The organism is Mesorhizobium sp. AA23 (assembly GCF_001672435.1).
Taxonomy (GTDB): Bacteria; Pseudomonadota; Alphaproteobacteria; order Rhizobiales; family Rhizobiaceae; genus Mesorhizobium.
Genome location: NZ_LYTP01000012.1, coordinates 850380 through 876692 on the forward strand (window position 1 = coordinate 850380; position 26313 = coordinate 876692).

Consider the following 26313-nt stretch of genomic DNA (forward strand, 5'->3'; position numbering starts at 1 on the left):
TGACCGCATGATTGAAACGGGCGCGCTGCAAGGTCGCGCCCGTTTCTATTTCAAGCGCCCTTCAAGGGTAGGTGAATGGCCGCTGAGCCGCTGAAGACGCTGTTCTATCCGTTCGAGGCCGAAGCGCTGCCTTGGCCGCGAAGCGATGCCCGCATCCTGTTTCTTGGCGCTGAGCCTGGTTTCCGTTTGCCCGGCGGCGTCGCTGCGGCGCTGCATCTCGTGCAAGGTTTTCGGCCGCATTTTCGTGCTCTGCAGGCAGCCGGCTATTCGGTCACGCCGCAGGCGGAAGGCTCGGCCTTCGATGCTGCCCTTGTGCTGGCCGGCCGGCATCGCGGCCAGAACGAGCTGCGCATCGCCGAAGCCATCGAGCGCGTCGCGCCCGGCGGGTTGATCGTCGTCGCCGGCGGCAAGGAAGACGGCATCGATAGCCTGCGCAAGCGCGTGGGCGCGCTGGCGCCGCTCGAAGCCCACCTGCCGAAGCATCACGGCGTCGCCTTCTGGTTCCGCCGGGCCGGCATGGATGCGGCCCGGGCGCTTCGCGCCGCCAATCCCGATCTGGTCGTCGAAGGCCGCTTCCGCACCGCGCCCGGCATGTTCTCCTTCGATCGGGTCGACGCAGGGTCGAAGCTTCTGCTGGACAGCCTGCCGCAGGAACTTGCGGGCAATGTCGCCGATTTCTGTGCCGGCTGGGGCTATCTGGCGGCCGGAGTGATGGAACGCTCGACAGGGCTTTCCGGTCTCGACCTCTACGAAGCGGATTTCGAGGCCCTGGAGGCGGCAAAGGTCAATATCCGCGCAACCGCAGTCGAGCCCCGCTTCTTCTGGACCGATCTGCTGACCGAAACGGTCGAGCGAGGTTACGACGCGATCGTCATGAACCCGCCCTTCCACAGCGGCAGGGCTGCCGACCCGGGCATCGGCGCTGGCATGATCCGTGCGGCGTCGAAGGCACTGAAACCAGGCGGACGCCTGTTCATGGTGGCGAACCGGCAGTTGCTCTACGAACAGGTGCTGGCGGGAGCCTTCTCCAGTCACGCCGAGGTCGCGCGCGATGGCATGTTCAAGGTGTTTTCGGCGCGGCGTTAAAAGTAATTCCAGGTAAAGCGTGAGACGGTTTTCCGTCCCCGTGATCGCTCCAGGAAAGAGCGCAGCGCCCTACTGCAGGCTGACGAGGCGTGCCGGCTCGCGCCTGGCATGAACAGGGCGCAACGCGCCGAGCTCGATCTCGAGCGGCGCGGGGCGGCCGAACAGATAACCCTGCACGACCTCGCAACCGGCGGCTCTCAGCAGCGTCGCCTGGTTCTCGGTCTCGACGCCTTCGGCGATGATGCCGACGCCGAGCGCCCGCGATAGCCCGACGATGGTCGAGACGACAGCGCCCGAGCTGGAATCGGTATCGATGCGGCTGACGAAGGAGCGGTCGATCTTCAGCTTGCCGAACGAGAAGTCGATCAGATAGCTCAGGTTGGAATAGCCGGTGCCGAAATCGTCGACGGCGACCGAGATGCCCATCTCGGCGAGTTGCCGCAGGATGACGGCCGCGCGGTCGCGGTCCTGCATCATCGCCGTTTCGGTGACTTCGAGTTCCAGCCGCGACGGCTTGATGCCGGTCGATGCCATGGTCTGGCGCACGATGCCGACGAAGTCCCTGGTCATGAACTGGACCGGCGAGATGTTGACGGCGACGAAGCAATCCTCCGGCAGGTACTGGGCGTCGCTGCAAGCCTTGCGCAGCACCCATTCGCCGATCGGGTTGATCATGCCGGTTTCCTCGGCGATCGGAATGAATTCCATCGGCGGGATCATGCCGCGTTCCGGATGCTTCCACCGGATCAGCGCTTCATAGCCGACGACACGGCCGCCCTGCAGGTCGAATTGCGGCTGGTAGTGGAGGCTGAAGTCGCCGCGGTCGAAGGCGGTTTTCAGCTCCGATTCAATCCATTGCCGGTGGTCCGCAACGCGGCCCATGTCGGCGTGGAAGACCGACCAGTTGCCGATGCCGCTTGCGCGCGCATTCTGCAGCGCCAGGTTCGAACGGCGAAGGATGAGCACTGGATCGACGCCGTCCTTCGGCATCGCCACGATACCGACGGACATGCTGACCGACTGCAGATGCGTCTGGAGCTGGTAGGGCTCCATCATGCGGTTGATGAATGTTTCGAGGAACCGTTCGAGATATCCCCGGATCTCGCGGTCCGGCAAGAGTACGGCGAATTCGCCGGCGCCGAGCCGTCCGATCACCGCATCCTCCGGCATGCTCTCCTTCAGCCTTTTGGTGAAGGCGCGGATCAGCTCGTCGCCGTGACTGTAGCCGATGGCATCGTTGATCTGCTTGAAGCGGTCGATGTCGATATCGATCAAGTAGACCGGTTCGCCGGTCTCCAGCGTTTCCGCTGCCGCCGCCGCGACCTTTCCGACGATCGCCTGGCGCGTCAGCAGGCCGGTCATCTTGTCGAAATGGGTTTCCTTGAAGACGTATTCGGCCGATTCATCGATGCCTGCGAAGAAGGACATCGCGGCGCCGCCGGCGGAAAGGGCACAGAGCGCGGCGATGATAGCCGCCATCGTCCCGGCAGACATGCCGGCCAGGCCGTCGCCGAAGCCGAAGCGCAACCCCCAGAGTCCGAGGATAAAACTGCCCATGGCCGAGCTGGCGATGGTGATCAGCCGGAACAGCGGTGTTCGCTTCGGGTTGCTGACTGCAGACATGCAAGGTCCCTGAACTACAGGGCCGTTTAGCGGATACCTCCTTAAAATGGGTTTCCGCCAATGCCTCCAATTTTACTGGAAGGTGCTTTTTTCGTTAGCGAATTATTCGCGGGGGCCGTCGTTCTGCTTCAGTTCCTCTAGCGTCGGCATGGAGACGATGTGATAGCCGGAATCGACATAGTGGATCTCGCCTGTGACTCCCGAAGATAGATCGGACAGCAGGTAGAGCGCCGAGCCGCCAACCTCGTCGATGGTGACGGTGCGCCGTAGCGGCGAATTGCGCTGCTGATAGGAGAACATGTGGCGTGCGTCGGATACGCCTGAGCCGGCGAGCGTCCGCACCGGTCCTGCCGAGATGCCGTTCACCCGAATGCCGCGCGGGCCGTAATCGTTGGCGAGATAGCGCACGCTCGCCTCCAGTCCGGCCTTGGCGACGCCCATGACATTGTAGTTCGGCATGACCCGCACCGACCCGGCATAGGTCAGCGTGATCATCGAGCCGCCATTGGTCATCAGCGCGGCGGCATTGCGGGCGATCTCTGTAAAGGAATAGCAGGAGATCACCATGGTGCGGACGAAGTTGTCGCGGCTGGTGTCGGCGTAGAGGCCCTTGAGCTCGTTCTTGTCGGAGAAGCCGATGGCGTGAACGACGAAATCCAGGCCGCCCCAGGCTTCGCGAAACGTCTGGAAGGTTGCGGTGACCGAGGCGCTGTCCTCGACGTCGCAAGGCACGACCAGCGAGGCCCCGAGCTTCTCGGCCAGCGGCTTGACCCGCCGCCCGAAGGCGTCACCCTGATAGGTGAAGGCAAGCTCCGCCCCGTGCTCGGACAGTTTCCTGGCGATGCCCCAGGCGATCGAATGATCGTTGGCGACCCCCATGACAAGCCCGCGCTTGCCCTTCATCAACCCTTCCATAAAAGGCAATCCTTATGCGGAATAGCGCTGGAAAATCAGCGTTGCGTTGGTGCCACCGAAACCGAAGGAATTGGACAGGACGGTGTCGATCTTGGCGTTGTCGATGCGCTTGCGCACGATCGGCATGCCCTCGAATTCGGGATCGAGCTCCTCGATATGGGCGCTCTCGCCGATGAAGCCGCCTTGCATCATCAGGATGGAGTAGATCGATTCCTGGACGCCGGCGGCGCCGAGCGAATGGCCGGTCAGCGACTTGGTCGAGGTGATATACGGCATCTGGTCGCCGAACACCTCGCGGATGGCGCCCATTTCCTTGGAATCGCCGACCGGCGTCGATGTGCCGTGCGTATTGATGTAGTCGACCGGCGTCGAGACGGTTGCAAGGGCTTGCCGCATGCAGCGCACGGCGCCTTCGCCGGACGGCGCCACCATGTCGTAGCCGTCGGAGGTCGCGCCGTAGCCGACGATCTCGGCGTAGATCTTGGCGCCGCGTGCCTTGGCGTGCTCCAGCTCCTCCAGCACCAGAACGCCCGCGCCGCCGGCGATGACGAAGCCGTCGCGGTTGATATCATAGGCGCGCGAAGCGGCCGATGCCTTGTCGTTGAATTTCGACGACATGGCGCCCATGGCGTCGAACAGGTCCGACATCGTCCAGTCGAGATCCTCGTGGCCGCCGGCGAACATCATATCCTGCTTGCCCCACTGGATCAGCTCACAGGCATTGCCGATGCAGTGCGCGGAGGTCGAGCAGGCGGACGAGATCGAGTAATTCACGCCGTGGATCTTGAACCAGGTGGCCAAGGTGGCCGAAGCGGTCGACGACATCGCCTTCGGCACCGCGAACGGACCGATCCGCTTCGGGCTGCTGTTCTTGAGCGTCGTTTCGGCGGCTTCCACGATGGTCCTGGTAGACGGTCCGCCGGAGCCCATCACGATGCCGGTCCGCTCATTGGTGATGTCGCTCTCGCCGAGCCCGGCGTCCGCGATCGCCTGATCCATGGCGACATGGTTCCAGGCAGCGCCTTGGCTCAGGAAACGCATTGCGCGGCGGTCGATCATCGCCGACGGGTCGAGCGTCGGCGCGCCCCATACCTGGCAGCGAAAACCGTGCTCGGCGAAGGAATTGGAAAAGCTGATGCCGGACTTGGCATCGTAAAGCGAGGCCTGCACCTCATTGGCGTTGTTGCCGATCGACGACACAATGCCGAGGCCTGTCACTACGACGCGTCTCATTCGCAACTCCTTCCGGCGTAGTTTGACGAAAAACCTAATTGGTTTCCGCCTTCGATCATACGCAAAATAAAACCGCGGCGTCCTTGCGCATCCGCCGGACACGCCAGGGCCCGTGGCGATGGCGATCAGGCGGCGGACTGCTTGGACAGGCCCACCTTCAGATCCGTTGCCGCGTATATGGGTTCGCCATCCGCCTTGAGCCAGCCGTCGGCGATGCCGAGCACGAGGCGGCCACGCATCACGCGCTTGAAGTCGACGCCATATTCGACCTTCTTGACCGATGGCGTCACCATGCCCTTGAACTTCACCTCGCCGGTCGACAGCGCCATGCCTTTGCCGGGTTCGCCGAGCCAGCCGAGATAGAAGCCGGTCAATTGCCACATGGCGTCGAGGCCGAGGCAACCCGGCATGATCGGATTGCCGATGAAATGGCAGGCGAAGAACCAAAGATCCGGCTTGATGTCGAACTCGGCACGGATGAAGCCCTTGTCGAAGGCGCCGCCGGTCTCGCTGATCTCGGTGATCCGGTCGAACATCAGCATCGGCGGGTAGGGCAGCTGGGCGTTTCCCGGTCCGAACAGCTCGCCGCGGGCGCAGGCAAGCAGTTCCTCGTAGTCGTAGCTAGACTTTTGACCCGCCATTAATTCCGTCCCCGTTCTCGTTCCGGGCGGCAGGGCGCCCATGTCGTTGGTTTCCTAACACACTCTGTTTGTGGCCGGAAACCGGCGTTTGCGCTTAACCCGTGCGCCTGCCTGGGTCAATGCGCGGCTATTGATCGCATTTGGGCGACAGAATATATGTCGGGTGGTGTCCAGTTTTTGGCATTGACCTCTTTTTGCCATTCTGGACCGGTCTATGGGGCTTGCAAGCTTAGACGGGATAGATGGATTCGGGCTGCCGGAAGGAAAATGTCGCTGTGGACAAGCGGGTTCGCGAAGCCGGCCTGAGGCCGACGCGCCAGCGCGTTGCGCTGGCCGACCTGCTTTTCGCCAAGGGCGACCGTCACCTTTCGGCCGAAGAATTGCATGAAGAGGCGATCGCCGCCGGTGTGCCGGTTTCGCTGGCCACCGTCTACAATGCCCTTCATCAATTCACCCAGGCCGGCATGCTGCGCATCCTCGCCGTCGAAGGGTCGAAGACTTATTTCGACACCAACACTTCCGATCACCACCACTTCTATGTCGAGGGCGAGAACCGGATCTTCGATATCGCCAGCGGCCCGGTGAGCGTCTCCAACCTGCCGGAGCCTCCGGAAGGCATGGAGATCGCCAACGTCGATATCGTGGTGAGGCTACGCCCCAAGCGCCGCGACTGATCTGCGCGCGATGAGGCCCGTCGATCTGGCGATACGGCTCGAAGACCATGATCGCGAAAAGTCGGAACCGGTTTTGCTACGCTGACCTACGGTTTGGATCAGATCATGGTCCAGACGAAATAGATCAGTTCTTGACCTTTTCTCCCGGGTAGGCGCCCCAGACCTGCGACTGGGCGACCCAGCCGGTATGGCCGTCGAAGGTCATCTCGCACCACTGACCGTCGCACTTCTTGATCGAGCCCATCACGCCTGGCTCAAGGATGGCGACAACGCCGGCGTCCTTGTCGGGATCGTCGAGCAGATTGATTCGGCCGCCCTTGCCGCGCTGCCAGGGGGCGACGATCGCGGTGCGGCGGCCCGAAAGCAGCGACTGGTTGATCCAGCCTTCGGAGCCGTCGGCGTCACGCACGCGGCGCCAGGTGTCGAATTCCTGGATGATTTCCATCGGCAGTCCGGCCTTCATGTACATCCAGTCGACGGAATAGTTGGCGCCCGGACCGACGCGCGAGTTGACGCGTCCGGATTTCAGGCTGACGAAGCGCGGCAGCGGCAGGCCGCTCGGCCCCAGCGTCACGGTCTGCGCCGACGTGGCCGCGCCTTGCGCGGATGTCTGCGGCGCCCAAAGCAGAGTGCCGAGAACGGCTGCGCTGAAAGCCAGGCGGAGCGAGGCGAAACCAGACACGTTCATTCCTTTCGGCGCCGGTCCGTGGGAGGAGCGCCCCTTTTTCTTTGTCTTCGGCGGCACCGCTTGTTACAGGAGTGGGCTGATACCGCGACTGGCTTCAAGTTTCGCTTGTCTTGGTTAAAGAGGTCTCAACGAGATCGGTTTCGAGGAAGCTTCGGGGAAACAATGGCAGGTAAAAAACGGCCCCTCGTCGTCATCACGCGCAAGCTGCCCGATCCGGTGGAGACCCGCATGCGCGAACTGTTCGACGCGCGCCTCAACGTCGAGGACCGGCCGATGACCCAGCCTGAGCTGGTTGCGGCGGTCAAGGAAGCCGACGTGCTGGTCCCGACCATCACCGACCACATCGATGCCGCGCTGATCGCCCAGGCCGGCGAGAACCTCAAGCTGATCGCCAATTTCGGCAACGGCGTCGACAAGATTGACGTCTCGGCGGCGGCCAAGAAAGGCATCACCGTCACCAACACGCCGAACGTGCTCACCGAAGACACCGCCGACATGACCATGGCGCTGATGCTCGCCGTGCCGCGCAGGCTGGCCGAAGGCGCCAACGTGCTCACCGGCGAGAAGAAATGGGCCGGCTGGTCCCCGACCTGGATGCTCGGCCGCCGCATCTGGGGCAAGCGCCTGGGCATTGTCGGCATGGGCCGTATCGGCACGGCGGTCGCCAGGCGCGCCAAGGCGTTCGGCCTGTCCATCCACTACCACAACCGCCACCGCGTGCTGCCGGCGGTCGAGGACGAATTGGAAGCGACCTATTGGGAAAGCCTCGACCAGATGCTCGCCCGGATGGATATCATCTCGGTCAACTGCCCGTCGACGCCGGCGACCTTTCATCTGCTGTCGGCCCGGCGGCTGGCGCTGATGCAGCCGGCGGCCTACATCGTCAACACAGCGCGGGGCGACATCATCGACGAAGAGTCGATGATCAAACTCATCCAGGACGGCAAGATCGCCGGCGCCGGCCTCGACGTCTACGAGCACGAGCCGGCGCTGAACAGCAAGCTGTTGAAGCTCGCCCACAAGGGCAAGGTCGTTCTGTTGCCGCATATGGGCTCGGCGACGCTCGAAGGCCGCATCGACATGGGCGAGAAGGTGATCATCAACATTCGCGCCTTCTTCGACGGCCATCGCCCGCCGGACCGTGTGTTGCCGCTCAGGACCTGAAAAACCACGGGTTGTTCAGGCGGCGACGCTCACGGCGCCGTCGTCGTCGACTTTGACGGTGCTTCCGCGATAGGCGTCGAACACACCGCGTCCGAGCCGCACCGCCATAGGTGTTTCCCAGCCCATTTCGCGCGCGACGATCAGGCCGAGCAGAAGAATGGCGTCCGGCTCGTGCAGCACAAGGGCTGCCGGCCCGCGGCCGTTGTGGACCAGTTCCATCAGCACTGCCGAAGCCGACGACGAGCCGATGGTGCCCGGCAGGAACAGCACCCGGCCGGAAATCACCTCGCCATGCTGCGGGTGGCGGACATCGGCGATGCGGCCTGTCTGCGGGTCGACGCCGCCCCAGAAGCTGATCGGCGCCGTCAGCACCAGCGCTTCGCCCTTACCGGCCTTGCCCCGTACCAATATCTCCGTGGCGGCGCTCATGCGGCGAGGTCCGTGAAGCGCGGCTTGCCGGCGACCGCGCTTTCGACGCAATCGGCGAGCGAGGCATAGAGCACCGCATAGCCGGTGTTGCCCGGAGCGTAATGCGCGAACTTGCCCGAATTGGTCATAAGCACGCCGCCGGCAAGTTCCGGCATGATCGGCGTCACCACCACGCATGTGTCGGCAACGATGACGACCCCGCTCGCTTCGAGCCTCTTCCGCCGGCCGTCCTGCTCCAGGAAGGCAAGCACATGACGGCCGGTGCAGGCATAGATCGGCACGGCGAGCCGTCTTCCGGCAATCAGCCGCTCCAGCATCTCGAACTCGGCAAAGGACAGATGCGGGCTGCCAATGGCGACCGCATCGATGGTTTTCGGCACCGCCGCCGTCGACAGGCCGGCGCGAGCCTTCGCCGCCATCTGCGGCGTGACGTGGATCACCGCCTCCGGTTTCGGCTCGGCCAGAATGGTTTCGACGTTCGGCGCCTCTGGCGTGACACCTGCAATGTGGAACAGCCCGACCGCGCCGGAGGAAGCGGCAGCGGCGCCGAAGGCCTTTAGCGCGTCGTCGCCGGGATGATTGGCGATGCCGACGACGACGCCGATCGTATCCCCGACCTCGCGGCCATAGAGGCTGCCCAGCACCGGCCAGGCGATCTCGGAAGCGAGGAAGGAAGGCAATAGGCCCGAGACGTCGAACACCAGCCGCGCCCGGCGGTTCTCGGCCCGGTGCAGGCCATAATCCGGTGCGCGGCCGGTGATGGCGCAGGCGATGTCGAGGAAATCGCCGTAGCGGTTGGTGCGGGCGCCCAGCACCGAATTGCAGAACACCACCGCATTGGACTCGCCCCAGGCGACATCGCTGCCCTGTGCCGGCCTGTGCCCGGCCTGATAGGGCGCGCAGGTCCAGCTTTGTTCGCAGCCGAGCTTGCGATAGGCATCCATCATCCGCCGCGCCATGCCGCGCTGCGGCTCTTCCAGGCGGATGCGCGAGCAGCCCGTCAGGTCGAGCGCCCCGACATTGAGCGTCGAGCGCACGGCAACACTGGCGCCGCCTTCGACCAGCCGCTCGGCGAACAGCGTGCCGGAATCGCCATGATAGAGCGCGCCGTCGATATGCGCCGAACAGATCGGGATCAGCCCCGGCGCGCCGAGCAGGCGCGCGCTCTCGGCGACGATGCGCATCGCCATTCCCGCGCCGTCCTTACCGGCGGCGGTTGCCTGTTCCTCCGGGCTGAGCGCGAGGCTCAAGACAGCACCTTGCGCATGGTGATCGAGGTCGGCCTGTCGTAGCCCGCATGCGCGGTGCGCCCGGTCTCGCGAAATCCGAGCCGGGCGAAGGCCGCGTGGTTCGCCGTAAGCTCGATACGCGTCTGCAGCTCGAGGGCCTGCTTGCCGCGTCGGTGGGCAAGATCGTCGACGGCCTGCATCAGCCGTCCGCCTATGCCTTGCCCCTGGAGGCTGGGCTCGACGGCAAGCTTCCCGACATAGAAATCGTCTGCCCGCTCCAACGCAAAGACGCAGCCGACGATCCGGCCGTTCTCCATGGCCAGGAACGCCGTTTCTTGCCCCGCCTTGCTCTTGAGGTTTTCGGGTGTGAGATGATGCGCCGAGGATGGCGGGTCGATGACGCGGTCCATATAGGCGAAGGCGCGCCGGATCAGCGCCAGCAATTCGTCCCACTGCGCGAAGTCCGGCGGAAGCTCGCTGACGAGGAGAGTAACCGACTGATCCATGCGCTCAGACCGCCTTGTAGCGGACGGTGTCGAAACGTGCGGTCAGCCCGTCGTAAAGCAGCAGCCGGCCGACCAGCGGCTCGCCGATGCCGGCGATCAGCTTGATCGCCTCCATCGCCTCCAGCGTGCCGATGACGCCCGTCAGCGCGCCGACGATGCCGGCAACGGCGCAGGATGGCACCAGCCCTTCGGGCGGCGCTTCCGGAAAAAGGTCGCGGTAGCCTGGATTGCGCTGGCCATCGGCGCCCGTTTCAAATGGCTTCAGCACCGTCACCGAGCCGTCGAAGCGGCCAACGGCAGCGGTGACCAGGGGCTTCTTTTCCTGGGCGCAGGCATCGGCCAGAGCATAGCGTGTCTCGAAATTGTCGGAGCCGTCGACCACGATATCGTATTGGGCGACGAGGGCAGGGGCATTTTGCTCGGTCAGCCTGAGGCGATGCAGTTCCACCCTGACATTGGGGTTGATGCGCAAGATCGCCGCCGAAGCGCTGTCGGTCTTCGCCATGCCGATTGTATCGCTGCCATGGATCACCTGCCGCTGCAGGTTGGACAAGGAGACATCATCGTCGTCGACGATGCCGAGCGTGCCGACGCCGGCCGCCGCGAGATATTCGAGCACAGGCGCCCCAAGCCCGCCGGCGCCGATCACCAGCACCCGCGCCCGCTTCAGCTTCTGCTGGCCGGGGCCGCCGATTTCGGGCAGCACGATGTGGCGGGCATAGCGCTCAAGCTCTTCGTCGGTGAGGGCAGCGTTCGTCATGGCCGGACCATATAGCGGGCAGGAAGCCTTGTCATGCACATGCAAGGCGAAGCCTTGTCACTGACATGCAAGGCGAAGCCTTGTCATGCATATGCAAAGCGAAGCTTTGTCACTCACATGCAAGGCGAAGCCTTGTCCCGCAGGACAAATCGTCGTGCAAGGGCTTTCAACTCTTCGACAGTTCAGCCGGTCGGGCCGACGCTGCCGTGATCGACCGTCAGGAATTGCGCCCGCCCGGCAAGGCTGGAAAACAGCGCCTCGTCGGTGCCGGTCATGAAGGCCTGGCAGTTGAGCTCTTCGAGGATGGAAAACAGCGCAGTGCGCCGGCCGCTGTCGAGATGTGCGGCGATCTCGTCGAGCAACAGGATCGGCGTCAGGCCCGACATCTCGCCGGTCAGCCGCGCATGCGACAGCACGATGCCGACAAGCAGCGCCTTCTGCTCGCCGGTCGAGCACAATTCGGCCGGCATCGACTTCGGCCGGTGGCGGACCGCGAGGTCGGAGCGGTGCGGACCGTCGAGCGTGCGGCCGGCGGCGCGGTCGCGCTCGCGGCCATTGGCGAGTATGGCGCGGAATCGCTCCTCGACGTCGACTGCCGGTGTGACCGCGATTTCGCTTTCCAATTCGCCGGCGAGGCTGATGTCGGCCTGCGGAAACGGGCCGCTGCCCGGCAGCTTGTCGATCATGGCCGCAAGCAGTCGCACCAGCTCGGCCCTGGCCGCCGCGATCGCCACTCCGGTTTCGGCCATCTGCATCTCGATCGCGTCGAACCAGCCGGTGTCGCGCGAGCCTTCCGTAAGCAAACGGTTACGGCCACGCATCGCCTTCTCGTAATCGAGCGCGCGCTGCCCGTGGCCGGGGTCGATCGCCAGCACCAGCCGGTCGAGGAAGCGGCGGCGGTCGGCGGCCGGCCCTGGAAACAGCCCGTCCATCGCCGGCGTCAGCCAGACGACCCGCAGCCATTCGAGCATATCCTCGGCCGATTTTGCCGGCGCGCCGTTGATGCGCACGCGCCTGCCGCCTTCCGCGGCACCATCGCCGCCGGCAATGCCGGTGCCGATTTCGACCTGACCTTCCGGTCCTTCGATGCGCGCATGCAAGGCAAAGCCGCCATCGCCGCCCTCGCGGGCGACGTCGGCGTAACGCGCGCGGCGCAGCCCGCGCCCCGGCGTCAGCAGCGAAACGGCTTCGAGCAGATTGGTCTTGCCGACGCCATTGTCGCCGGACAGCACGACAGCGCCGGGGCCGAGATCAAGCGAAAGTCCCGCATAGTTGCGAAAATTTGTAAGTGTAAGCTTACTTATATAGCTCTGCTGCCGAAGCTGTTTGGCGTCCGAGGTCACGGCGACATGTGAGGCCCTGCTAGAGCAATTCCAGGAAAAGTGCATAGCGGTTTTCCGTCCGGAATTGCGTCAACAAAAGAGACAAAGCCTAGACCCGCATCGGCATCAGCACGTAGAGCGCGGTCTCGTCGGCCATGTCGTGGATCAGCGTCGGAGACCCGGCATCCGCCAGCATGAACTTGGCTTCCGAACCGGTGAGCTGGGCGGCGACGTCGAGCAGATATTTGGCGTTGAAGCCGATCTCGATCGGGTCGGACGAGTAGTCGGCCGCCAGCTCCTCGGTTGCGCTGCCGGAATCCGGATTGTTGACGGCGAGCGTGAGCTGGCCGTCATTGATCGACAGTTTCACGGCTCGGCCGCGCTCGGACGAAATGGTCGAGACGCGGTCGACGGCGGCGGCAAAGCTCTGGCGGTCGATAACCAGCTTCTTGTCATTGCCGGTCGGGATGACGCGCTGATAATCGGGGAAGGTGCCGTCGATCAGCTTCGAGGTCAGGATGACGCTGCCGATGGTGAAGCGGATCTTGGTATCCGACAGTTCCGTCGTCACCGCGATATCAGGGTCGTCGACCAGCTTCTGCAGCTCGCTCACCGTCTTGCGCGGGATGATGATGCCGGGCATGCCTTCGGAGCCTGCCGGCGCGTCGATCTCGGCGCGCGCCAGTCGGTGCCCGTCGGTCGCGACCGAGCGCAGCTTCAGCTTGCCGCCCGCCTCATGCGTGTGCAGGAAGATGCCGTTGAGATAGTAGCGCGTCTCTTCGGTCGAGATCGCGAACTGCGTCTTCTCGATCAGGCCCTTGAGCGCCACCGAATCGAGCCGGAAGATGTGCGAGAAGGAGCCGGCTGAAAGCTCCGGGAAATCGGACTGCGGCAAGCACTGCAGGCGGAAGCTGGAGCGCCCGGACGTGACGGTCATCGCGTTGCCGTCCTCGTCGGTCTTCAGCATCACCTCGGCGCCGTCGGCCAGCTTGCGCACGATGTCGTAGAGCAGATGCGCCGGAACCGTCGTCGCGCCGCCGCGCTCGACCTTGGCCGGCGTGGCTTCGGTCACTTCAAGGTCGAGGTCGGTGGCCTTCATTTCCAGGCTGGCGCCCTCGGCGCTGAGCAGCACATTCGACAGAATCGGGATGGTGTTGCGCCGCTCCACCACGCGATGGACGTGGTTGAGGGACTTCAGAAGATTGGATCGTTCCAGGATAACACGCATGACGAAACAGGCTCGCTTCAATGAATGAGCGGGTCACCGGGCAGCGGCGTCCCGCAAAAGCTCCGAAAAGCTCAGAATCTATGTAAGCTGACAGTAAAAACCCTGCAAACGCAAGCCCGCGGCACCGGTTCCAGCCGGTTGCGCGGGCTTTCTGGGGATAAAGCGGGCTAAGCGCTCAGGCCTGCTCGTTGATCAGCCTTCTGAGCAGTTCGAGTTCCTGTGCCAGCGTGTTGTCGGCGCCGGAAAGATCCTCGATCTTGCGCACGGCGTGCAGAACCGTCGTGTGATCGCGGCCGCCGAAACGGCGTCCGATCTCCGGCAGCGAGCGCGGCGTCATCACCTTGGAGAGATACATCGCTACCTGCCGCGGTTTGACGATGGTGCGCGTGCGACGGTTTGAGAGCAGTTCCGTCTTCGAAACGTTATAGTGGCGCGCCACGATGCGCTGGATGTCCTCGATACGCACCCGCTTCGGCTCGCCCGAGCGGTAGATATGGCCGAGGATCTCGTCGATGCGGTCGATAGTGATCTGCGGCTCGAAGGACTGGCGAAACAGAAGCTGGTTGAAGGCGCCTTCGAGCTCGCGCCCGCTGCCCGTCACCGTTCTGGCGACGTGATCGAGGATCTCATCCGAAATGTCGAGCGAGGTATCGTCGATCTTGGCGGTGGCAAGGCGCAGCTTCAGCATGCCGAGGCGCATGCCGAAATCCGGTGCCGACATTTCGAGCGCCACGCCGCCGTTGAGGCGCGAGCGCACCCGCGGCTCCAGCGACTCCAGTTCAGACGGCGGCCGGTCGGCGGCGACCACCACCTGCTTGGCGCTGTCGAGCAGCATGTTGATGAGATGGCAGAACTCGTGCTGGATCGACTTGCCCTGCAGGAACTGCATGTCGTCGATGATCAGCAGATCGATGTCGCGCAGCTGCTCCTTGAGCGTCAGCGCATTGTTGTCGCGGATCGCGGTGGCGAAGCGCCACATGAAATATTCCGCCGTCAGGTAGACCACGCGCGATTTCGGATTGTGCCGCAGCGATTCCGCCGCGATCGCCTGCAACAGATGCGTCTTGCCCAGGCCGACGGTCGCATGGAGGAAGAGCGGGTTGAAGCGCACCGCGCTCGACTGCGATTCCGCCACCGCCTTAGCTGCCGCGAAAGCAACACGGTTCGAAGGGCCTTCGATGAAGGAAGTGAAAGTGTAGCGCGGGTCGAGCGGCGACCCCAGCACATTGTGGCGGAACTCGGTCTCCACTGGCACGCCCTGGCGGGGCGCCGGCGTCCGTTCCACCCGACCGGCGCTCGCGGTGCCGGCGGCAAGCGCGGTCTGGGCCTGCTTGGTCATCTTGCGCGCCGGCGCGATCTCCGGCTCGACATTGTTGCGGCCCTGCCGCATGGCGGTCCGCACGACGATCTCGATCTTGAGAAGGTCGGGATCCTCGTGCCTCCACAGTTCGGCGATAAGATCAAGGTAATGGCCGTTGATCCACGACCGCAGGAAGGCCGTCGGTACCGAGATGCGGACCATGCCGCGCGACGCCTCGGCAACCTTCATGCGGCCAAACCAGCTCGAATAGACCTCGGCTCCCAGACGCGCCTTCAATTGGGCCTTGACCCGCTCGAACTTCTGTTCAGCGTCGCTGGATGCCGCCATGTCGTCCCCTCCGACGATAGTTGCTGGGAATGGGAGTTCGCCCGCAATCTCCCCTTCGATGCCGCTCTGCATGATCAAGTTCCTTGTCTCTCGTACCCTTTTTCCGCCGGGAGTGCGCCTCCTGCACCCTGGGTCCGGCGACGTTTTTCGCTGCGCCTCTATCGCCGCCGCCGGCGATATCGTTGCAACGTTGCGCAAGGGACCTCTGCCGGCTCTCGCAAGCCGGCTTGATCATGCCAAGACAATACAACACCGCCCGGCGAAAATGCCGGCCCAACGTCGACTGCCATGTACAATTACGCCAGTCCCCTACCCGCACCGAAGAGACAAACCAAGCCGCACGCGGAATTGCTCCGCGTCATGAATTCCGCCATTTTTTGCTGGCCGATTCAGGCTGGGTTAAGGGCAGGTGCCCGTCCCTTCGATGGATGGACATTACCGAAATCGCTGTGGATAGGGCAAGGCCACGTCTAACGGATTTTTAACGAATCTGGTTACCGGAGACGTGTTCAAAGCAGGTGCCACTGCGGCCCATTTTCATAAAGCCATTGTGATTCAAACCCTTTTCCGTGGAATGTGAAAAAGGCCACACCTTCGGAAATTTTCTGAAATAATTCTCTTGACAGCTACTTGTCCCCCGCCGCTCCTCCGCGAGTTGAACAAGCTGTGGATGACCGTCTGTAAGCTTTTGAAAAATATATCGATTTTGTGGCAGGCTCATCTGTGGCCGTGCCCGCATCCAGCGGTCGTCGACATGAGCGATTATGTATATGCCGGCAAAACATTGGCTACTTTGAAATTCGGCCCAATCGTAGTTGTCCGACCGTTCTTTTTAAGTACTTGCCGGCAAACGAAAAAACCCGGCCTGTGCGGCCGGGTTCAAGGATAACGGTTCTAAAGGGAAGTCGGTCAGGCCGACAGCACCTTGACCCGCTGGGCCAGCCGCGAAACCTTGCGGGAAGCCGTGTTCTTGTGGAGGACACCCTTGGTTGCGGCGCGCATCAATTCCGGCTCCGCGGCCTTGAACGCTTCGAGCGCAGCAACCTTGTCGCCGGCGGCGAGCGCCTCTTCGACCTGGCGAACATAGGTGCGGACGCGCGACCGACGGTTCTTGTTGATCGCCGCGCGGCGGGCGATCTTGCGCGTTGCCTTTTTGGCCGAGGACGTATTGGCCATGATGCCTCTCTTCTGATCTGGTGGGCGCCAGCGGGTCGCAGGGCGCAAAAAACAAACGGGCAGCCACGGGCCGCCTCGGTTGGTGCGGCTTATAGTTCAGCTTTTCCGGCGCGTCAACGCCGCTTCGCGGTCTTTTTGGGCTTGAAGCCGCGCCGCGCTGAAACGGGTCTGCGCACCTAAAGCAGTTGTCTTTGTGTATGCCCGGCTTCTTGCCAAAATCGCGGCACGCATTAGGCCGACAAGCCCTAGTGGTTGCTGAAATTCGGCTTCCGCTTCTCGACGAAGGCGGCCATACCCTCCTTCTGGTCATCGAGCGCAAACAGCGAGTGGAAAAGGCGGCGCTCGAAGCGCAGCCCCTCGGCAAGCGTCGTCTCGAAAGCGCGGTTGACGGCTTCCTTTGTCATCATCACCGACGGCAGGGAAAACTCGGCGATCTTCGCTGCCGCTTTCAGCGCCTCCTCGACCAGCTCGGCCGCCGGCACCACTCGCGACACCAGTCCGCAGCGCTCGGCCTCGGCAGCGTCCATCATCCGCCCGGTCAGGCACATGTCCATCGCCTTCGACTTGCCGACGAAGCGGGTCAATCGCTGCGATCCTCCCATGCCCGGCATGACGCCGAGCGTGATCTCGGGTTGGCCGAACTTTGCGTTGTCGGCTGCGATGATGAAATCGCACATCATGGCCAGCTCGCAGCCGCCGCCAAGCGCATAGCCGGCGACCGCGGCGATGATCGGCTTGCGCGCCCGGGTGAGCTCCTCCCACCCGACAAAGAAGTCTCCAGTATAGGCGTCGACAAAGGAGATCGCCTGCATTTCCTTGATGTCGGCGCCGGCCGCGAAGGCTTTTTCCGAACCCGTGAGCACCATTGCGCCGATGCCGGCATCGGCGCCGAACGCATTCACCGCCGCCACGATCTCGGCCAGCACCTGCGAATTCAGGGCATTGAGCGCCTTCGGCCGGTTCAGCGTGATCAGCCCGACCTTGCCGCGTGTCTCCACGAGAATGGTTTCATAGGCCATGGCATCATCTCCTCGCTTCGATTGAGGAGACCGGTCTAGCTCACCGCTGACAGGTCCGGCAATAGAAGGTCGATCGGCCGCTCTGCACGATGCGTTCGATATGGCCGCTGCAGCCCGGCTTCGGACAAGGCTCGCCTTCGCGGTCATAGACCGCGAAGGAATGCTGGAAATAGCCAAGCGACCCGTCTGCCTGGACATAGTCGCGCAGCGAGGATCCGCCGGCGGCGATCGCGTCGGCGATGACAGAGCGGATGGCCGCGGCCAGGCGTTCGCATTGCTCTTTCGCCTTCCTGCGGGAGCCGGCGATGGTGCCGCCTTCGCGCAGCGGCGACAAGCCGGCGCGCCATAGAGCTTCCGACACATATATGTTGCCGAGCCCGGCGATCAGCCGCTGGTCGAGCAACGCGGCCTTGAGCGGCGTTCTGCGGCCTTCGAGCAACGAGGCGAGCAGGGGACCGTCGAGCGCATTGCCGGTCGGCTCGATGCCCAGCCCCGCCAGCATTGGATGGGTGTCCGGCTCGCCTTCGGCAAACAGCATGAAGCCGAAACGGCGCGGGTCGTTGAAGATGACGCGGGACCGCTCGCCCTTCGGGGAGTCGACATCGAATACCACGTGGTCATGCGCCTCGCTCTTCGAGCGCTCGTGATGGAAGCTGCCGGGAATGCGGCCGTTGCCAGCGGTTTCGACGCGGAACGATCCCGACATGCCGAGATGGCAGATCAGCACCGGACCGTTTTCGATGTGCATCGTCAGATATTTGGCGCGCCTGCCAAGCGCCGTCACGGTCTTGCCGGCAAGCCGCTCCGAGAACCGTTCCGGAAAGGGAAAGCGAAGGTCTGGCCGTCGCGCCTCGACATTGACGAGCCGCGCCCCTTCCAGAACCGGCTGCAGCCCCCGCCGCACCGTTTCGACTTCAGGCAGTTCCGGCATGGCCGCCTATCGTCGCGAGGAAAGAGGTGCCGTGGCGGCCACGCGCAAGCCCGAGATGATCCGCGATGGTTTCGCCGATATCGGCGAAGGTCGGCCTGAGCCCGATGTCGCCGCCCTTCAGTCCCGGCCCTATCCCGATCACCGGAACGCGTTCGCGGGTATGATCGGTGCCGCGCCAGGTCGGATCGTTGCCGTGGTCGGCGGTGAGGATGAGAAGGTCGCCCTGTTTGATGCGCGACAGCGCTTCCGGCAGCCGGCGATCGAAGGCCTCGAGCGCTCCGGCATAGCCGGCGACATCGCGCCGATGGCCGAACTCGGTATCGAAATCGACGAAATTGGCAAAGACCAGATCGCCTTCGCCGGCGTCGTCCATGGCGGAGAGCGCCTTGTCGAACATCGCCATGTTGCCGCCCGCCTTGCGCACCTCCGCGATGCCGCGATGGGCGAAGATGTCGCCGATCTTGCCGACGGCGATGACGTTGCTGCCGCGCTCCGTCAGCCGGTCGAGCAAGGTCGGCTCCGGCGGCGGCACGGCATAGTCGCGGCGGTTGTGGGTGCGCTGGAAGGTGGCGCTTGTCTCGCCGACGAAGGGCCGCGCGATCACCCGCCCGATGTTGAGCGGATCGACCAGCCGGCGCACCGTCAGGCAAAGCTCGTAGAGCCGCTCCAGGCCGAAATGCGTCTCGTGCGCGGCGATTTGCAATACGGAGTCGACCGATGTGTAACAGATGGGCTTGCCGGTGCGGATGTGTTCCTCGCCGAAGCGCTCGATGATCTCGGTTCCTGGCGCATGGCAATCGCCGAGGGTGCCCGGCACCTTGCCTTCGCGGATGATCGCGCCGGTCAGCTCGGCCGGGAAGGCGGGCACGGTGTCGGGAAAATAACCCCAGTCGAAACGCACGGGCAGGCCGGCAATCTCCCAATGGCCCGACGGCGTGTCCTTGCCGCTAGAGACCTCCTGGGCAGCGCCATGGAACGACGCGGCAAGCAGCGGCGCGTCGAGGTCGACCGTCAGCCCGGTTGCCGTCTTGGCCGCGCGGGCAAGCCCGAGCGAGATCATGTTGGGGACGGCGAGCGGTCCGCTGCGCAGGCCTTCACGATCCGCGCGGCCCTCGGCGCAAGCTTGTGCGATGTGTCCGAATGTGTCGGCGCCGGCATCGCCGTAGCGTTCGGCATCGGCCGCTCCGCCGATGCCGAAAGAATCGAGAACGAATAGGAAAGCCCGCGCCATAGGGGTGCCATCGTGCCAGTCTAACCAGCCAGACATAGAGTTCCGCAGCGGCGTTGGCAAATCGGATACCAGACCGCAACGGCTTGGTGCAAAGTGGTGCGGATCGAGGGAATGCGGCAAGGATGGGCATGGGCGCAAGATCGGCGGCAAGCCAGGCATTGAGGACCTGCGCGGCGGCTCTCGCGGTGCTCTTCGCTGCCCCGCCGGCGCATGCCGACTGTCGCGCCGACATCGGCACGTTTCGCATAGGAATCGTCGCCGAGCCCGGAGGAGGCAACACGGTACCTGGTCTGGCCCGCTTGACGGATGCCTATACGAACGCTCTCGGCATGAAGGTCGAGTTCGTCGTTGCTCGCGACTATGCGGCGTTGATCGAGGCTCAGGCGAGCGGCCGCATACAGTACGCGGTCTATTCGGCGCTCGCCTATGCTACGGCTTCGGAGCGCTGCGGCTGTGTCGAGCCGCTGGTGGCGCCGGTCGATGCCGATGGAGCCGCCGGCGTCCGTTCCGTGCTGGTGACGCGCGACGGCAAAGTGCCGGGCCTCACAGCGATCGCCTCGCATCGGATCGCCATCGCGCCCGCCGACAATGTCGCCGGTTCTCTCCTGCCGCTGACCGGACTGGCCGGCGAAGGCGTGCCGATCGCGCAGGATTCACCTTTCCTGGCGCGCGCCCCGTCGGCCACCGCGGCCGAGGCGATGCTCGGCGACGGCGAAGCCGACGGCCTGTTCGGCTGGGAGCCTGTCGGCGCCGACGGCCAGCCTACCGACACGGGCGGCACCATCCTGCGGCTTGCGGCCGCCGGCGTCCCGAAGACGTCGCTTCGGGTGCTGTGGAGCTCGGCTCCGCTGCGATATGGGCCTCATGCGGTGCGCAGCGATCTCGACGCCGAAGCCAAGCGACGGCTGGCCGTGTTTCTGACCAATCTCAAGTCGCTGACCCCGGATGTCTACGATCTTCTGGAGCCGACGCACTCCGGCGGCTTCGAACTGGCCGTATCAAAGGACTACGCAACGGCCCTGGCCATCGTGCGGCGGGAAACTCGCGGGGATTAGTCCGTCAGCAGTCGGTGCAAGGAACCGTAGGACCGCGGCGCGGCCTCAGATAGTACGTTTCGCCCATCGATATGTTGTTGAAGGCCGAGGTCAATCCAAGCGTCGACGAACTGTCGGCTGACCAGGTGATCATCGGCTTATAGCCGAGGTCGCTTTCCACCCGGACAAGGAAGGTGTTGCGGATATTCAGCGTTGGCGGAACGGTGGTGGGACTGGTCTTCGCCGCGTCGGCGCTATAGGTGGTGCCCACGAGCTTGCGCGACCAGGCCACCGTCGCCTTGGGCGATGCCTCGTCGGAGATCTGGATCCCGGTGATGATGATCGTCGGCGTGGAGCGGTTGTAGGGCTGCAGCGTCGAGGTGCCGATCTTCATGATCGCGTCGAGATCGGCTTTCGTGACGCTGGTCTGCTGCGTGACGAGATCCGCCACCATGCTGCCGATGCGGCTGACCTTCTTGCTGGTTTCGATGGCCTGCGAGGCTTCCATCGTGATGAAGTACATGATGAGCAGCACCGGCACGATGAACGCGAACTCGATTGCCGCGACGCCGCGGCGATCGAGGCAAAACCGTGCCGCCTTCGTCACGAAAGCCGAAATTCGCCGCTGTGCCCCCGCACGGTACATATCCTACCCCCACACCGCCGTAAGTCTCGGCCGGCCGCAATCTTGAAGCATGTCTCCCGAAGTGGACCCGGTTTCGGGAGACATGCCGAAAATCAAAAAGCCAAAGCAGGTCGCCTCACGCGACCTGCCTTAGTCGTCGAATGGTTCGTTCTGCCAGGTCACCGATGCGAAGTGCAGCGTCTTGCCGCCATTCAGATTGGCCATTTGTTTGGCCAGGAAATCGGTGATCACCGGCCATTTGTAGAAAACCCGCAGCATGTTCTTCGATTCCGCCAGCCCCGGCGACACCGTGAAAGTCGTCGAGCTCGTGCCTGTCAGCACGATTTCGCCGTTCTGGATCTTGAAGCCCGCCGCCGCGGCGTCGGCGAAGGTCGGATATTCGCGCAGGTCCACCAACAGGGAAGCATTTGACCCGGAACCGGGGCAGTTCGTGGCGACCATGATCTCCAGCCTGTCGCAGATCAGCGTCTTGATCGAGGCGTCGGTGACGTTGGCCTTCTTGAGCTGGCCGGTTCGCAGCTGGCGCGCGATATCGTCGGTGGCGTTGGCCATCACTTCCTGGCCGGCGAACGAGATGCAGCTCTCCAGGATGGCGAAAACGAGCAAGGCGAACGGCATGGCCAGCATTGCGAATTCCAATGCCGTGCTGCCGCGCCTGTCGCTGAAGAAACCGGGGCGTGGCTTTGCCTCGGCCTTGCCGTTCATGCCACCCTTGGGCGCCCTGCTCATGTTCCGTTCCTGCCGATCCCTTGCAATGTCGGCTGCAACCTATCGGCCACCCATTGAGGTCCGGTTTGGATCAGCGTTAAACTCGGTGGGCTGCCCTTAACCCGCTGTTAACCTGCGGGCGCTTGCGTCCTTAAGCTCAGCGGGCTGCGTTCATTTCCGTTTCGGACGTTTTCTCAGCCTCGCTCTTGTACGAGCTTTCGCAATAGGGCGTGCAGGACATGGTCTGGACTTCGGCGCGTCGATAGATGCGCACCGAGGACGCGGCTTGTCGGACGACCGTCACCTGCTCATCTATGATCGGGCTGCCATCGGAATCGAGCACGACCAGATTGGTCACGCCGAAACCCTTGCCGGTGAGAACGACCGTCGAGGCATCCTGCACGGCGGCATCGGCGATTGCCGGATTGCCGACGACGATCGTATCGGCCGCGCGCGACAACTTGACGATCTTTGCTTGATTCATGGTGACCTCGATGCCGGCGCCGGCGCTGGCCGGCATGACGGATGCGGCGACAGCCAGCAGCGCGACGACTGAAAATGGCGATCTCGACGAGGTCATTGAAGCGCTCCGGAGCGGCAGACTGTTCAACGGAACATGAACGAAATTGGTGAACCGACGGTTAAGCGCCGCATGGCCGCGATAAGGATTGGCCGGCTCGGCGGTCATAAGCCGGAGAGCATACGCTGTTTTAGCGAAATCGCGGATGGGCCGGATCTCCGCGCTTTTCCTGCCCGCCGCTCCGCCTCTGGAGGTTTAGGCCACGGTTAACCAAGCAACGGGATCGCCTCCGGAAAGGAATCGGTAAGGGTATTTATTAAGCCGATCGAAAGGGCTTCCCCCTAGATTTGGCACATCCGATCAACCGGCAAGAGAAGTTGACGGAAGTGCTGTAACACGTGGAGTAGGAGCTCTCGAATGTCTAACCTCATCGCACGTTTCGTGAAGGACGAATCCGGCGCGACCGCCATCGAATACGGTCTGATCGCCGCCCTCATCGCGCTCGCCATCATGGTCGGCGCTGGCCAGCTCGGCACTGCCCTGAACACCAAGTTCAAGGCAATTGCCAGCGCGGTCCAAAACTCCAACTAACAACAACCCGAGGACGACGAAGTCGCTCTCGACGAGAAGGGCCGCCTCGAGGCGGCCCTTGTTCGTTGCAGCATCTGGTTGCGCGCGAATTTGATCGTCGGCACTCACCGACCGTTAATGGCGTGTGGCTAGACTGGGCGTGTTACTTTTCTCACGGCATTGTGTTGTCTCATGCTTGAAGCTGTAATCTTCGTCGTCTTTCCATTCTGCATGCTGTTTGCGGCGATCTCCGACATGCTTTCGATGACGATCGCCAACCGCGTGCCGGTGCTGCTCGTGGCGACGTTCGCTCTGGTCGCTCCTTTGACCGGGATGGACTGGGCCATTTATGGCGGGCATTTCGCGGCAGGTGCCCTGGTGCTGGCCGCGACGTTCGGACTGTTCGCGCTCGGCGGCATGGGCGGCGGCGATGCCAAGCTGCTGGCCGCGACCGCCGTATGGATGGGGCTCAACATCAATCTCATCGGCTACTTGGTGACCTCGACATTGATCGGCGGCCTGCTGACGGTTGCCATTCTGGCCTACCGGAAATCGCCATTTGCGGTTTACACCGGCCACAACCGTTTTCTCCGCCATTTCGCCGACGAGACCGCAGGCATTCCTTATGGCATCGCGCTTGGTCTTGGCGGGCTCCTCACCTTTCCGGATTCTTCGTTGATGGTCTGGGCGCTGGATAGGCTCACGACCTAAAGCATATCGCCATCTTCAGATGCGCTCGGTGCGCTTCGGAGTCTGGCTTTACGCCTACCAAACAGCTTGTTGCCTTCGGAAAATCCGTTTCTGTGACAAGGGTTCTCGCGGCACTTGGCCGCCTTTTTTGTTAACGGCAAGGCGGTTCAGTCCAATTTGAGTAAACGTTAAATTAATCACGATCGTAAGCATTGCATTAACCTTGTTTTGACGATTGCGGCTGCAAAGTCCGGCTTGGCGAGGTGGTTTGCCTTGAGGCGAAGGGTCCGGACGAATGCCAGCATCCCGACTGATTATTCTGAGCGTGGCCGTGGCCGCGGCGGGTGGCGCGGGTTATGTCGCGAAGAACATGGTAGTGGCGCCGCCGGCTCAAGTCGTCGTCAACGCTCCCAAGCAGCCGGCGATCGCGCTGCAGGACGTGCTGGCGCTTTCCGGCGATGTCGCAATGGGCAGCCAGCTCGGTGACAACATCAGGTGGGAGCAGTGGCCGGCGAGCGGCATCAACGCCAATTTCATCACCCGTGCGGCCGAACCGGACGCAGTCGAAAAGCTGAAGGGCTCGGTGGCGCGTGTAGCCATGTATGCCGGTGAGCCGTTGCGGCGCTCCAAGCTGGTCGGCGAGGGGCAGAGCTTCATGTCCTCGATCCTGCCGTCCGGCATGCGCGCGGTCGCGACCGCCATATCGGCCGATACGTCCGCCGGCGGCTTCATCCTGCCCAATGACTTCGTCGACGTCATCATGACCCGGCGGGCCGACGCCAGCAATGGCGGCAGCGGCTTCAATACCGAGACCATCCTGAAGAACATTCGTGTCCTGGCCATCGACCAGACCATCCAGGAGGACGAGGAAGGCAAGAAGACCAGGGTCGGCCAGACCGCGACGCTGGAGCTCACGCCGCAGCAGGCGGAGATCATCACGGTGGCGCAGCAGATGGCGGACCGCCTGACCCTGGCGCTGCGTTCGATCACCGACACGAATGAGAAGAACCTGGGCGAGGCCGACTATCTGGTGAACGGCAATGGCCGGCGCGGCACGGTGCGATTGATCAAGTCGGGCCAGGTTTCCGAAGTGGGAGCAAGGAAATGAGGCTAATCGGCAAACTGCCCGTCATCGCGGCGGCCGCAATCGGCCTGTTCCTGATCGGCACCAATGCACCTGGGCCCGTCGAGGCAAAGGCCGCGAACAGGGCAGCGGGTGTGACGGCCTCGGTTGCCTCGCAGCGCGTCAAGCTCGGCCTCAATAAGTCGGTGGTCATCGACCTGCCGAGCGACGCCTACGACATACTCGTCGCCAATCCCGCGGTCGCCGACGCAGTGACGCGCACGGCGCGCCGCATCTATCTGTTCGGCAAGGCGGTCGGCGAAACCAACATCTTCGTCTTCGGCCCCAACGGCGAGCAGATCGCCAGTCTTGACCTGGCGGTCGAACGCGATGTGGCCGGGCTGGATGACTATCTCAAGCGCTTCCTCCCGACGTCGCAGATCAAGGTCGAGCTGCTGAACGACAACGTGATTCTCACCGGCAATGTCGATACACCGCTCGACGCCAAGCGCGCCGTCGACCTGGCCACCATCTTCGTCTCGGGCGGTGAAGCGACGACCGGCCAATATTCGCAGACGGCCGCCGGCGGGTCCGCCAATGGCGGCGTCGACATCAACAATCCCGACCAGGAGCGCCGGGTCTCCAAGATCGTCAATCTGCTGCAGATCATCGGCGACGATCAGGTGACGCTGAAGGTGACGGTGGCCGAAGTCAGCCGCTCGGTGATGAAGCAGCTCGGCGTCAACATGATGGCCAGCGGCGGCAGCAACGGCATCTCCTGGGGCGCGCTCAGCGACCCTTACACTGGTCTCGGTAAGCCGCTGTCGAACGCGGGCCTAGGTATCAGTGCGTCCGGGCTGCAGTCCTATATCAACGCAATGGAGCAGTCGGGGGTCATGAAGACCTTGGCCGAGCCGACCTTGACCGCCGTGTCGGGGGAGAAGGCGACCTTCAAGGTCGGCGGCGAATACAACATGGTGACCAATGTTTCCGCCAACGTCTCCAACGACAACCAGACCGGCCTGAAGACCTATCAGATCGAGAAGATCGAATACGGCATCGGATTGGAGTTTCAGCCGGTGGTGCTGTCACCCGGCCGCATCAGCCTGAAGGTGAGAACGTCGGTTTCCGAACCGACAACCGAGGGCTCCGTGTCGGCATCTACGGATAACAGCAGCATCGGCATGAACGCTTTGTCGCTCCGCAAACGCCTGGCCGATACGACGGTGGAACTGCCTTCCGGCGGCTCGATGATGATCGCAGGCCTCGTGCGCGACGACGTCAGGCAGGCCGTCGTTGGATTGCCCGGACTGACCAAGATTCCGGTGCTCGGCGCGCTCTTCCGCAGCCGCGACTTCGTGCGCAACGAGAGCGAGCTCGTGATCATCATCACGCCCTATCTGGCGCGGCCCGTGGCGCGCAACGAATTGGCCAAGCCCGACGATAATTTCAATGCGCCGAGCGACGGCGCTGGCATGTTCCTCGGTCGCGTCAATCGCGTCTACGGCACCATGCAGACCGATAGGCCACCTGGCCGTTACCACGGCGTTGTCGGCTTCATCTACAAGTGAGCGGGAAA

27 protein-coding genes are annotated in these 26313 nt (G+C 63.4%); 8 read left to right on the forward strand and 19 right to left on the reverse strand.

Annotation, left to right across the window (positions count from 1 at the left end; all coding sequences use genetic code 11):
• Positions 1-75 precede the first annotated feature (75 nt).
• Entirely contained in the window at positions 76-1086 is a 1011-nt protein-coding gene (locus tag A9K66_RS14680) for a class I SAM-dependent methyltransferase (protein ID WP_067324538.1), read from the forward strand.
• Positions 1087-1155: 69 nt separating this feature from the next.
• On the opposite strand, the gene A9K66_RS14685 is transcribed toward A9K66_RS14680, so the two are convergent.
• From A9K66_RS14685 to fabA, 4 genes are all read right to left on the reverse strand, one after another.
• On the reverse strand, positions 1156-2709 hold the full coding sequence (locus A9K66_RS14685) for a bifunctional diguanylate cyclase/phosphodiesterase (RefSeq protein WP_067324539.1): 1554 nt from the start codon (positions 2707-2709) through the stop codon (positions 1156-1158).
• Between the two features lie 102 nt (positions 2710-2811).
• On the reverse strand, positions 2812-3624 hold the full coding sequence (gene fabI / locus A9K66_RS14690) for an enoyl-ACP reductase FabI (protein WP_067324541.1): 813 nt from the start codon (positions 3622-3624) through the stop codon (positions 2812-2814).
• 12 nt (positions 3625-3636) lie between these two features.
• Positions 3637-4857 carry a beta-ketoacyl-ACP synthase I gene (gene fabB, locus A9K66_RS14695; protein ID WP_067324542.1) on the reverse strand — a complete coding sequence of 407 codons (1221 nt, stop codon included), beginning with the start codon at positions 4855-4857 and terminating at the stop codon, positions 3637-3639.
• A 125-nt stretch (positions 4858-4982) separates the two neighbouring features.
• The gene (fabA, locus tag A9K66_RS14700) at positions 4983-5498 is read right to left on the reverse strand and encodes a 3-hydroxyacyl-[acyl-carrier-protein] dehydratase FabA (protein ID WP_027165888.1); all 516 of its coding nucleotides are present in this window, start codon (positions 5496-5498) and stop codon (positions 4983-4985) included.
• 242 nt (positions 5499-5740) lie between these two features.
• Here fabA and irrA point away from each other — a divergent pair, with 242 nt between their 5' ends.
• Complete coding sequence (gene irrA / locus A9K66_RS14705; RefSeq protein WP_067324543.1) at positions 5741-6172, forward strand: iron response transcriptional regulator IrrA; 432 nt, start codon at positions 5741-5743, stop codon at positions 6170-6172.
• Positions 6173-6296: 124 nt separating this feature from the next.
• Here irrA and A9K66_RS14710 read toward each other — a convergent pair whose 3' ends face one another.
• Positions 6297-6854, reverse strand: a complete 558-nt coding sequence (locus A9K66_RS14710; RefSeq protein WP_067324770.1) for an SH3 domain-containing protein — start codon at positions 6852-6854, stop codon at positions 6297-6299.
• Positions 6855-7022: 168 nt separating this feature from the next.
• On the opposite strand from A9K66_RS14710, the gene A9K66_RS14715 reads away from it, so the two are divergent.
• Entirely contained in the window at positions 7023-8024 is a 1002-nt protein-coding gene (locus tag A9K66_RS14715; protein WP_066996380.1) for a D-glycerate dehydrogenase, read from the forward strand.
• Between the two features lie 15 nt (positions 8025-8039).
• Here the strand turns inward: A9K66_RS14715 and A9K66_RS14720 are convergent, their stop codons facing one another.
• The 11 genes from A9K66_RS14720 to A9K66_RS14770 all read right to left on the reverse strand — a co-directional run bounded on the left by A9K66_RS14720 (position 8040) and on the right by A9K66_RS14770 (position 19503).
• Positions 8040-8453, reverse strand: coding sequence for a DUF126 domain-containing protein (locus A9K66_RS14720; protein WP_067324544.1), 414 nt, complete (start codon positions 8451-8453; stop codon positions 8040-8042).
• Positions 8450-9703 (reverse strand): aconitase X catalytic domain-containing protein, encoded by a 1254-nt coding sequence (locus tag A9K66_RS14725; protein WP_082953864.1) that lies wholly within the window; start codon positions 9701-9703, stop codon positions 8450-8452. Before A9K66_RS14725 ends, A9K66_RS14720 begins: the two co-directional genes overlap by 4 nt.
• Positions 9700-10188 carry a GNAT family N-acetyltransferase gene (locus tag A9K66_RS14730; protein ID WP_067324546.1) on the reverse strand — a complete coding sequence of 163 codons (489 nt, stop codon included), beginning with the start codon at positions 10186-10188 and terminating at the stop codon, positions 9700-9702. Before A9K66_RS14730 ends, A9K66_RS14725 begins: the two co-directional genes overlap by 4 nt.
• A 4-nt stretch (positions 10189-10192) precedes the next feature.
• The gene (locus A9K66_RS14735) at positions 10193-10948 is read right to left on the reverse strand and encodes a molybdopterin-synthase adenylyltransferase MoeB (RefSeq protein WP_067324548.1); all 756 of its coding nucleotides are present in this window, start codon (positions 10946-10948) and stop codon (positions 10193-10195) included.
• Between the two features lie 182 nt (positions 10949-11130).
• The gene (recF, locus tag A9K66_RS14740; protein WP_067324550.1) at positions 11131-12291 is read right to left on the reverse strand and encodes a DNA replication/repair protein RecF; all 1161 of its coding nucleotides are present in this window, start codon (positions 12289-12291) and stop codon (positions 11131-11133) included.
• Positions 12292-12379: 88 nt separating this feature from the next.
• Positions 12380-13498, reverse strand: a complete 1119-nt coding sequence (gene dnaN, locus A9K66_RS14745) for a DNA polymerase III subunit beta (RefSeq protein ID WP_067324552.1) — start codon at positions 13496-13498, stop codon at positions 12380-12382.
• 175 nt (positions 13499-13673) lie between these two features.
• Positions 13674-15146, reverse strand: coding sequence for a chromosomal replication initiator protein DnaA (dnaA, locus tag A9K66_RS14750; RefSeq protein ID WP_245307511.1), 1473 nt, complete (start codon positions 15144-15146; stop codon positions 13674-13676).
• Between the two features lie 909 nt (positions 15147-16055).
• Positions 16056-16322 (reverse strand): 30S ribosomal protein S20, encoded by a 267-nt coding sequence (gene rpsT, locus A9K66_RS14755; protein ID WP_067324554.1) that lies wholly within the window; start codon positions 16320-16322, stop codon positions 16056-16058.
• A 245-nt stretch (positions 16323-16567) separates the two neighbouring features.
• Positions 16568-17341 carry an enoyl-CoA hydratase gene (locus A9K66_RS14760; RefSeq protein WP_067324557.1) on the reverse strand — a complete coding sequence of 258 codons (774 nt, stop codon included), beginning with the start codon at positions 17339-17341 and terminating at the stop codon, positions 16568-16570.
• A gap of 40 nt (positions 17342-17381) precedes the next feature.
• The gene (gene mutM / locus A9K66_RS14765; protein ID WP_067324559.1) at positions 17382-18272 is read right to left on the reverse strand and encodes a bifunctional DNA-formamidopyrimidine glycosylase/DNA-(apurinic or apyrimidinic site) lyase; all 891 of its coding nucleotides are present in this window, start codon (positions 18270-18272) and stop codon (positions 17382-17384) included.
• Complete coding sequence (locus A9K66_RS14770) at positions 18256-19503, reverse strand: phosphopentomutase (protein ID WP_067324560.1); 1248 nt, start codon at positions 19501-19503, stop codon at positions 18256-18258. Before A9K66_RS14770 ends, mutM begins: the two co-directional genes overlap by 17 nt.
• Before the next feature lie 128 nt (positions 19504-19631).
• On the opposite strand from A9K66_RS14770, the gene A9K66_RS14775 reads away from it, so the two are divergent.
• Positions 19632-20558: a PhnD/SsuA/transferrin family substrate-binding protein gene (locus tag A9K66_RS14775; RefSeq protein WP_067324562.1), complete on the forward strand. Its 927-nt coding sequence runs from the start codon at positions 19632-19634 to the stop codon at positions 20556-20558.
• Between the two features lie 4 nt (positions 20559-20562).
• Here A9K66_RS14775 and A9K66_RS14780 read toward each other — a convergent pair whose 3' ends face one another.
• The 3 genes from A9K66_RS14780 to A9K66_RS14790 all read right to left on the reverse strand — a co-directional run bounded on the left by A9K66_RS14780 (position 20563) and on the right by A9K66_RS14790 (position 22471).
• Positions 20563-21183 (reverse strand): TadE/TadG family type IV pilus assembly protein, encoded by a 621-nt coding sequence (locus A9K66_RS14780; protein WP_067324565.1) that lies wholly within the window; start codon positions 21181-21183, stop codon positions 20563-20565.
• 129 nt (positions 21184-21312) lie between these two features.
• Complete coding sequence (locus tag A9K66_RS14785) at positions 21313-21912, reverse strand: TadE/TadG family type IV pilus assembly protein (RefSeq protein WP_067324568.1); 600 nt, start codon at positions 21910-21912, stop codon at positions 21313-21315.
• A 136-nt stretch (positions 21913-22048) separates the two neighbouring features.
• Positions 22049-22471, reverse strand: coding sequence for a pilus assembly protein N-terminal domain-containing protein (locus tag A9K66_RS14790; RefSeq protein ID WP_066996418.1), 423 nt, complete (start codon positions 22469-22471; stop codon positions 22049-22051).
• 357 nt (positions 22472-22828) lie between these two features.
• Here A9K66_RS14790 and A9K66_RS14795 point away from each other — a divergent pair, with 357 nt between their 5' ends.
• The 4 genes from A9K66_RS14795 (at position 22829) to A9K66_RS14810 (ending at position 26305) form a co-directional block, all read left to right on the forward strand.
• Positions 22829-23002: a Flp family type IVb pilin gene (locus A9K66_RS14795; protein WP_067324571.1), complete on the forward strand. Its 174-nt coding sequence runs from the start codon at positions 22829-22831 to the stop codon at positions 23000-23002.
• Positions 23003-23173: 171 nt separating this feature from the next.
• On the forward strand, positions 23174-23692 hold the full coding sequence (locus tag A9K66_RS14800; RefSeq protein ID WP_067324573.1) for a prepilin peptidase: 519 nt from the start codon (positions 23174-23176) through the stop codon (positions 23690-23692).
• A gap of 274 nt (positions 23693-23966) precedes the next feature.
• Positions 23967-24779: a Flp pilus assembly protein CpaB gene (gene cpaB, locus A9K66_RS14805; protein WP_067324575.1), complete on the forward strand. Its 813-nt coding sequence runs from the start codon at positions 23967-23969 to the stop codon at positions 24777-24779.
• On the forward strand, positions 24776-26305 hold the full coding sequence (locus A9K66_RS14810) for a type II and III secretion system protein family protein (RefSeq protein ID WP_067324577.1): 1530 nt from the start codon (positions 24776-24778) through the stop codon (positions 26303-26305). The genes cpaB and A9K66_RS14810 overlap by 4 nt, the downstream gene beginning before the upstream one ends.
• Positions 26306-26313 lie beyond the last annotated feature (8 nt).